This window comes from Citrobacter sp. wls757, from assembly GCF_005280935.1.
GTDB lineage: Bacteria > Pseudomonadota > Gammaproteobacteria > Enterobacterales > Enterobacteriaceae > Citrobacter > Citrobacter portucalensis.
Window position 1 is genome coordinate 130,807 of the sequence record NZ_SZWU01000034.1, and the last position, 7,611, is coordinate 138,417.

Here is a 7,611-nt window from a genome sequence, read left to right on the forward strand (position 1 = left end):
GATATTCGACTTCAACATCGTGCGACTCGAGCGCGGCAAGCAGGGAAGGGTGTTCATCCTGGCACAGCAACTGCGTGCCAGAGATGCGCAGAGTCACGCGGCCCATCAGAGCTGGAAGTTACTCAGATCGTCAGTATCGACTTCGGCATCGATCTGGCCGACCAGATAAGAGCTGACTTCCACTTCCTGCGGCGCAACCTGGACGTTGTCAGACACCAGCCAGGTATTGATCCAAGGGATCGGGTTAGAACGTGTCTGGAATGGCAGATCGAGCCCAACAGCCTGCATACGGATGTTGGTGATGTACTCAACGTACTGGCACAGAATGTCTTTGTTCAGACCAATCATTGAGCCATCACGGAACAGATAGTCCGCCCACTCTTTTTCCTGCAGCGCGGCCTGTACGAACAGGTCGTAGCACTCTTGTTTGCACTCTTCGGCAATTTCCGCCATCTCCGGATCGTCCACGCCGCTGCGCAGCAGGTTCAGCATATGCTGAGTACCGGTCAGGTGCAGGGCTTCGTCGCGGGCGATCAGACGAATAATTTTCGCGTTGCCTTCCATCAGTTCACGTTCGGCGAAGGCGAAAGAGCAGGCGAAGCTGACATAAAAGCGGATCGCTTCCAGCGCGTTCACGCTCATCAGGCACAGATACAGCTTCTTCTTCAGCTCACGCAGGTTTACGACAACCGTTTTACCATTAACGGTATGCGTACCTTCACCGAGCAAATGCCAGTAGCTGGTCATCTCGATCAATTCGTCGTAGTAGCTGGAGATGCCTTCCGCGCGTTTCTGGATTTGCTCGTTGGTGACGATATCGTCAAACACCACCGCCGGATCGTTAACAATATTACGGATGATGTGGGTGTAAGAGCGGGAGTGGATCGTTTCAGAAAACGCCCACGTTTCCACCCAGGTTTCCAGTTCAGGGATCGAGATTAACGGCAGCAGCGCGACGTTAGGACTACGTCCCTGAATGGAGTCCAGCAGCGTCTGATACTTCAGGTTGCTGATGAAGATATGTTTTTCATGTTCCGGCAATGCCTGGAAGTCGATACGATCGCGAGAAACATCGACTTCTTCCGGACGCCAGAAGAAAGAGAGCTGCTTTTCGATCAGTTTTTCAAAGATGTCATATTTTTGCTGATCGTAGCGGGCGACGTTCACCGGCTGGCCGAAGAACATCGGTTCCAGAAGCTGATCATTTTTCGTCTGTGAAAAAGTGGTGTATGCCATTGATGTGAATCCTGTCTGGAATGTACTGCCGGATGCGCTTTGCTTATCCGGCCTACAATACCGCGAATTAATTTGTAGGCCGGGTAAGCGTTACGCCACCCGGCAAAAGATTAAATCTTACATGCGCCGCTTTCGCAGCCATCGTCCTGAATGGACGGTACCAGATCGTCCTGAGAGTCTTCCGCACCGTCACGGGTGTTCTGATAATACAGCGTTTTGACACCAAATTTGTAGGCGGTGAGCAGGTCTTTCAGCAACTGCTGCATCGGTACTTTTCCGGACGGGAAGCGCGACGGATCGTAGTTGGTGTTGGCGGAAATCGACTGATCGATAAATTTCTGCATGATGCCTACCAGCTGCAGATAGCCGTCGTTGTTTGGCATTTCCCACAGCAGTTCGTATGCGTCGTGCAGGTGTTCGTAGTCCGGCACGACCTGACGCAGAATCCCATCTTTCGATGCTTTGATGCTCACGTAACCGCGTGGCGGTTCAATACCGTTGGTGGCGTTGGAGATCTGCGAAGAGGTCTCGGACGGCATCAGGGCTGACAGCGTGGAGTTACGCAGGCCGTGAGTCTTGATAGATTCACGCAGCTGTTCCCAGTCCATATGCAGCGGTTCGTTAGCGATAGCATCAAGATCTTTTTTATAGGTATCAATCGGCAGAATACCTTTCGCATAGGTGGTTTCGTTAAACCATGGGCATGCGCCTTGCTCTTTTGCCAGCTCGTTAGAAGCCTTCAGCAGGTAATATTGAATCGCTTCAAAGGTTTTGTGAGTCAGGTTATTGGCGCTGCCGTCAGAGTAGCGTTTACCGTTTTTCGCCAGCCAGTAAGCGTAGTTGATCACGCCAATACCCAGCGTACGACGACCCATCGCACCGCGTTTGGCGGCCGGAATCGGATAATCCTGGTAATCGAGCAGCGCATCCAGCGCACGTACCGCCAGTACAGCCAGCTCTTCCAGTTCGTCCAGACTTTCGATAGCGCCCAGGTTAAATGCGGACAGCGTACACAGTGCAATTTCGCCGTTTTCATCGTTAACGTCGGTCAGCGGTTTGGTCGGCAGGGCAATTTCCAGGCACAGGTTGGACTGGCGTACCGGCGCGACAACCGGATCAAACGGGCTATGGGTGTTGCAGTGGTCAACGTTCTGAATGTAGATACGACCGGTCGAGGCACGTTCCTGCATCATCAGTGAGAACAGCTCAACTGCTTTCACGCGCTGTTTGCGGATGCTGTCGTCGTTTTCATATTGGGTGTACAGACGCTCGAACTCATCCTGATCGGCGAAGAACGCGTCATACAGACCCGGGACGTCGGACGGGCTAAACAGGGTGATGTCGCCGCCTTTCAGCAGACGGGTGTACATCAGCTTGTTGATCTGTACGCCATAGTCCATGTGACGAACGCGGTTGCCTTCGACGCCACGGTTGTTTTTCAGGACCAGCAGGCTTTCAACTTCCAGGTGCCACATTGGGTAGAACAGCGTGGCTGCACCACCGCGTACGCCACCCTGAGAGCAGGATTTCACCGCAGTCTGGAAATGCTTGTAGAACGGAATACAGCCGGTGTGGAACGCTTCACCGCCGCGAATCGGGCTACCCAGCGCACGGATGCGACCAGCGTTAATGCCGATACCGGCACGCTGAGAAACGTATTTCACAATTGCGCTGGAGGTTGCGTTGATGGAGTCCAGGCTGTCGCCGCACTCGATTAGTACGCAGGAGCTGAACTGACGCGTTGGGGTACGCACGCCGGACATAATTGGCGTCGGCAGCGAGATTTTGAACGTAGAAACGGCGTCGTAAAAACGTTTTACATATTGCAGACGTGTTTCACGCGGATAGTTAGAGAACAGGCAAGCCGCTACCAGAATGTAGAGGAACTGTGCGCTTTCATAGATCTCACCGGTAACACGGTTTTGCACCAGATATTTACCTTCCAACTGCTTCACCGCAGCGTAGGAGAAGGTCATATCACGGTCGTGTACGATGAACGAGTCCATCTGCTTGAACTCTTCTTCCGTGTAGTCTTCCAGCAGATGATTGTCGTATTTGCCCATTTCAACCATTTTCACGACATGGTCGAACAGCTTTGGCGGTTCAAACTCACCGTACGCTTTTTTACGCAGATGGAAAATCGCCAGACGGGCAGCCAGATATTGATAATCCGGCGCTTCGCGGGAGATCAGGTCGGCGGCTGCTTTGATGATTGTTTCATGGATGTCGGAGGTCTTGATTCCGTCATAAAACTGAATGTGGGAGCGCAGCTCGACCTGAGAAATCGATACGTTATTCAGTCCTTCTGCCGCCCAATCCAGAACTCGGTGGATTTTGTCGAGATTGATGCGCTCTGTACTACCATCACGCTTTGTCACCAGCAGACTCTGATTCATGTGGTTTTTTACCTGTCCGTGAAAGAAAAAATATCCCCCATATTATCCACAGAGTCATGTTGTGACTAAGTCTGTGGATAAATACTATATGTAGGGGTTGTTTGATAAAATAGACGCTATATGGTGAGTATTCTAGTAGGGATTCTTTTCAGCACAAGAGTTGATTTTGAGGTTAAATTGAGGTTGCAAAAGGGTGATAATCGCTAAGTGCGCGTCTTATAAGGCCTGGCGGGGATGTCAATAATTGAGAAAAAAAATAGAAAATTTGATCGAGTGCTGATTTCTTCATCTAAGGCAAGGAAAGTTCTTATGATCTGGCACAGGATTTGTAGGCCTGATAAGCGAAACGTCATCAGGCATGGTTCCAGTAAGCATGCCGGATAGCGGCGTTGCACGCTTTATCCGGCCTACAGGAGCGGTTAATCAACCTTGGCGGTGGTATGTACCATATAGTTCACATCAACGCCCGGGCCAAGTTTGAAGGTGTTGGTGATGGGGTTGTAATGCAGGCCGGTCATATGACGCTCTTTCAGTACGGTCTGGTCAACCCACTCTAATAATTCAGCAGGCTTAATAAACTTTTTCACATTGTGCGTGCCTTTCGGCACCATGCGCAGAATATATTCCGCTCCGACCACCGCCATCAGCCAGGATTTGCCGTTGCGGTTAAGCGTGGAGAAAAATACTTCGCCACCCGGTTTGACCAGCCTGGCGCAAGCTCTGACCACTGACTGTGGGTCTGGCACGTGCTCCAGCATTTCCATGCAGGTGACAACGTCATACTGATGTGCATGCTTTTCCGCATGCTCTTCGACGGTTTCTTGTACGTACTCTACCTGGATACCGCTTTCCAGTGCATGCAGTTTTGCTACCTGCAGCGGTTCAAAACCCATGTCCAGTCCGGTGACGTTGGCACCTTCGCGCGCCATACTCTCCGCCAGAATACCGCCGCCGCATCCGACGTCGAGTACCTTTTTACCAAACAGGCCGCCTGAGCGCTCAGTAATATAGCCCAGACGTAGTGGGTTAATGCGGTGCAGCGGCTTAAATTCACCCTCAAGATCCCACCAGCGTGACGCGACTGCTTCAAACTTGGCAATTTCTTCATGGTCAACGTTGTGAGCTACCGGAGGTTTTTCGGCATTCATTGGGGCTTCTACTCCTAAATTTGCGATGCAAATGAGTATATCAGCCTGACGGGATGAATAAAGCCTCTGTCTGGGGGAATCCATTTACCTGAATCTGCACGGATGTGTTATAATTTGCGACCTTTGAATCCGGGATACAGTAGAGGGATAGCGGTTAGATGAGCGACCTTGCGAGAGAAATTACACCGGTCAACATTGAGGAAGAGCTGAAGAGCTCCTATCTGGATTATGCGATGTCGGTCATTGTTGGCCGTGCGCTGCCGGACGTCCGAGATGGCCTGAAACCGGTTCACCGTCGCGTACTTTACGCCATGAACGTATTGGGCAACGACTGGAATAAAGCCTATAAAAAATCTGCCCGTGTCGTTGGTGACGTAATCGGTAAATACCACCCTCATGGTGATACCGCCGTTTACGACACCATTGTTCGTATGGCGCAGCCATTCTCCTTGCGCTATATGCTGGTAGATGGTCAGGGTAACTTTGGTTCTGTCGATGGCGACTCCGCAGCGGCGATGCGTTATACGGAAATCCGTATGTCGAAAATCGCCCATGAGCTGATGGCTGATCTGGAAAAAGAAACGGTTGATTTCGTCGACAACTATGACGGCACCGAACAAATTCCTGACGTCATGCCGACCAAAATTCCTAACCTGCTGGTGAACGGTTCGTCCGGTATCGCGGTAGGTATGGCGACCAACATTCCGCCGCACAACCTGACCGAAGTGATCAACGGCTGTCTGGCATATATTGACGATGAAGACATCAGCATTGAAGGGCTGATGGAACATATTCCGGGTCCGGACTTCCCGACTGCCGCGATCATCAACGGTCGTCGTGGTATCGAAGAAGCCTACCGTACCGGTCGTGGCAAAGTGTACATTCGCGCACGCGCGGAAGTCGAAGCGGATGCCAAAACGGGTCGCGAAACCATCATCGTTCACGAAATTCCGTATCAGGTAAACAAAGCGCGCCTGATTGAGAAAATCGCCGAGCTGGTAAAAGACAAACGCGTTGAAGGCATCAGCGCGCTGCGTGACGAGTCTGACAAAGACGGTATGCGCATCGTGATTGAAGTGAAACGTGATGCGGTCGGGGAAGTGGTTCTGAACAACCTCTATTCCCAGACCCAACTGCAGGTTTCCTTCGGTATCAACATGGTTGCATTGCACCATGGCCAGCCGAAGATCATGAACCTGAAAGATATTATTGCCGCGTTCGTACGTCACCGCCGTGAAGTCGTAACCCGTCGTACTATCTTTGAACTGCGTAAAGCCCGCGACCGTGCGCACATCCTTGAAGCGCTGGCGATTGCGCTGGCGAACATCGATCCGATCATCGAACTGATCCGCCGCGCGCCGACCCCGGCTGAAGCGAAAGCTGCGCTGGTTGCGCGTTCGTGGGAACTGGGCAACGTTTCCGCCATGCTGGAACGTGCCGGTGATGACGCCGCGCGTCCTGAATGGCTGGAGCCGGAATTTGGCGTGCGTGACGGTCAGTACTATCTGACTGAACAGCAGGCCCAGGCTATTCTGGATCTGCGTTTGCAGAAACTGACCGGCCTTGAGCACGAAAAACTGCTCGACGAATACAAAGAGCTGCTGGAACAGATCGCTGAACTGCTGCACATTCTGGGCAGCGCCGATCGTCTGATGGAAGTTATCCGTGAAGAGATGGAGCTGATTCGTGAACAGTTCGGTGACGCTCGTCGTACCGAAATCACCGCGAACAGCGCTGACATCAACATCGAAGATCTGATTAGCCAGGAAGATGTTGTCGTAACCTTGTCTCATCAGGGCTACGTGAAATATCAGCCGTTAACCGATTACGAAGCGCAGCGTCGTGGCGGTAAAGGTAAATCAGCAGCACGTATTAAAGAAGAAGACTTTATTGACCGCCTGCTGGTGGCCAACACCCATGACACGATCCTCTGCTTCTCCAGCCGTGGTCGTTTGTACTGGATGAAGGTCTATCAGTTGCCGGAAGCAAGCCGTGGCGCGCGTGGACGTCCAATCGTCAACCTGTTGCCGCTGGAAGCTAACGAACGTATTACCGCAATTCTGCCAGTACGTGAGTACGAAGAGGGCGTGAACGTCTTCATGGCAACCGCCAGCGGTACCGTGAAGAAAACGGCGCTGACCGAGTTCAGCCGTCCGCGTTCTGCCGGTATTATTGCGGTTAACCTGAACGAAGGCGACGAACTGATTGGTGTAGATCTGACATCCGGCAGTGACGAAGTCATGTTGTTCTCTGCGGCAGGTAAAGTGGTGCGCTTTAAAGAAGATGCTGTCCGTGCAATGGGTCGTACCGCGACGGGTGTACGCGGTATCAAGCTGGCGGAAAAAGATAGCGTGGTATCGCTGATCGTTCCGCGCGGTGAAGGTGCGATCCTGACCGTTACTCAGAACGGTTACGGTAAACGTACGGCGGCGGAAGAGTATCCGACCAAGTCTCGTGCGACCCAGGGCGTTATCTCCATCAAGGTTACCGAGCGCAACGGTTCCGTTGTTGGCGCAGTGCAGGTTGAAGATACCGACCAGATCATGATGATCACCGACGCAGGTACGCTGGTACGTACTCGCGTGTCGGAAATCAGCGTGGTAGGGCGTAATACCCAGGGCGTTATCCTTATCCGTACTGCGGAAGACGAAAACGTCGTGGGTCTGCAACGCGTTGCTGAACCGGTTGATGATGAAGAACTCGATTCCATCGACGGAAGTGCAGCTGAAGGTGACGAGGATATCGCACCTGAAGCGGAAAGCGATGACGATGCAGCAGCGGATGACGCTGACGAGTAATTAAGACGCTATAAAAAGGGCCGGAGAAATCCG

At 52.3% G+C, this 7,611-nt stretch carries 4 protein-coding genes and 1 pseudogene; 1 reads left to right on the top strand and 4 read right to left on the bottom strand.

Features of this window, described 5'->3' with window-relative positions:
- From FDW94_RS24005 to ubiG, 4 genes and pseudogenes are all read right to left on the bottom strand, one after another.
- Nucleotides 1–106 (bottom strand): annotated as a pseudogene (locus FDW94_RS24005) (2Fe-2S ferredoxin); the annotation flags it as partial.
- Nucleotides 106–1,236, bottom strand: coding sequence for a class Ia ribonucleoside-diphosphate reductase subunit beta (gene nrdB / locus FDW94_RS09085; protein ID WP_003834668.1), 1,131 nt, complete (start codon nucleotides 1,234–1,236; stop codon nucleotides 106–108). The gene nrdB and the pseudogene FDW94_RS24005, both read right to left, overlap by 1 nt.
- Before the next feature lie 110 nt (nucleotides 1,237–1,346).
- Complete coding sequence (gene nrdA, locus FDW94_RS09090; protein ID WP_003834667.1) at nucleotides 1,347–3,632, bottom strand: class 1a ribonucleoside-diphosphate reductase subunit alpha; 2,286 nt, start codon at nucleotides 3,630–3,632, stop codon at nucleotides 1,347–1,349.
- Nucleotides 3,633–4,051: 419 nt separating this feature from the next.
- Nucleotides 4,052–4,780 carry a bifunctional 2-polyprenyl-6-hydroxyphenol methylase/3-demethylubiquinol 3-O-methyltransferase UbiG gene (gene ubiG / locus FDW94_RS09095; protein WP_137377467.1) on the bottom strand — a complete coding sequence of 243 codons (729 nt, stop codon included), beginning with the start codon at nucleotides 4,778–4,780 and terminating at the stop codon, nucleotides 4,052–4,054.
- Between the two features lie 158 nt (nucleotides 4,781–4,938).
- On the opposite strand from ubiG, the gene gyrA reads away from it, so the two are divergent.
- Nucleotides 4,939–7,578, top strand: a complete 2,640-nt coding sequence (gene gyrA / locus FDW94_RS09100; protein WP_003834662.1) for a DNA topoisomerase (ATP-hydrolyzing) subunit A — start codon at nucleotides 4,939–4,941, stop codon at nucleotides 7,576–7,578.
- The last annotated feature ends 33 nt before the right edge of the window (nucleotides 7,579–7,611 follow it).

Excerpts from the sequence above, each read along its gene's own strand:
- nrdB (WP_003834668.1), bottom strand. The coding sequence starts at position 1,236 with ATGGCATACACCACTTTTTCACAGACGAAAAATGATCAGCTTCTGGAA.
- ubiG (WP_137377467.1), bottom strand. The coding sequence starts at position 4,780 with ATGAATGCCGAAAAACCTCCGGTAGCTCACAACGTTGACCATGAAGAA.
- gyrA (WP_003834662.1), top strand. The coding sequence starts at position 4,939 with ATGAGCGACCTTGCGAGAGAAATTACACCGGTCAACATTGAGGAAGAG.
- nrdA (WP_003834667.1), bottom strand. The coding sequence starts at position 3,632 with ATGAATCAGAGTCTGCTGGTGACAAAGCGTGATGGTAGTACAGAGCGC.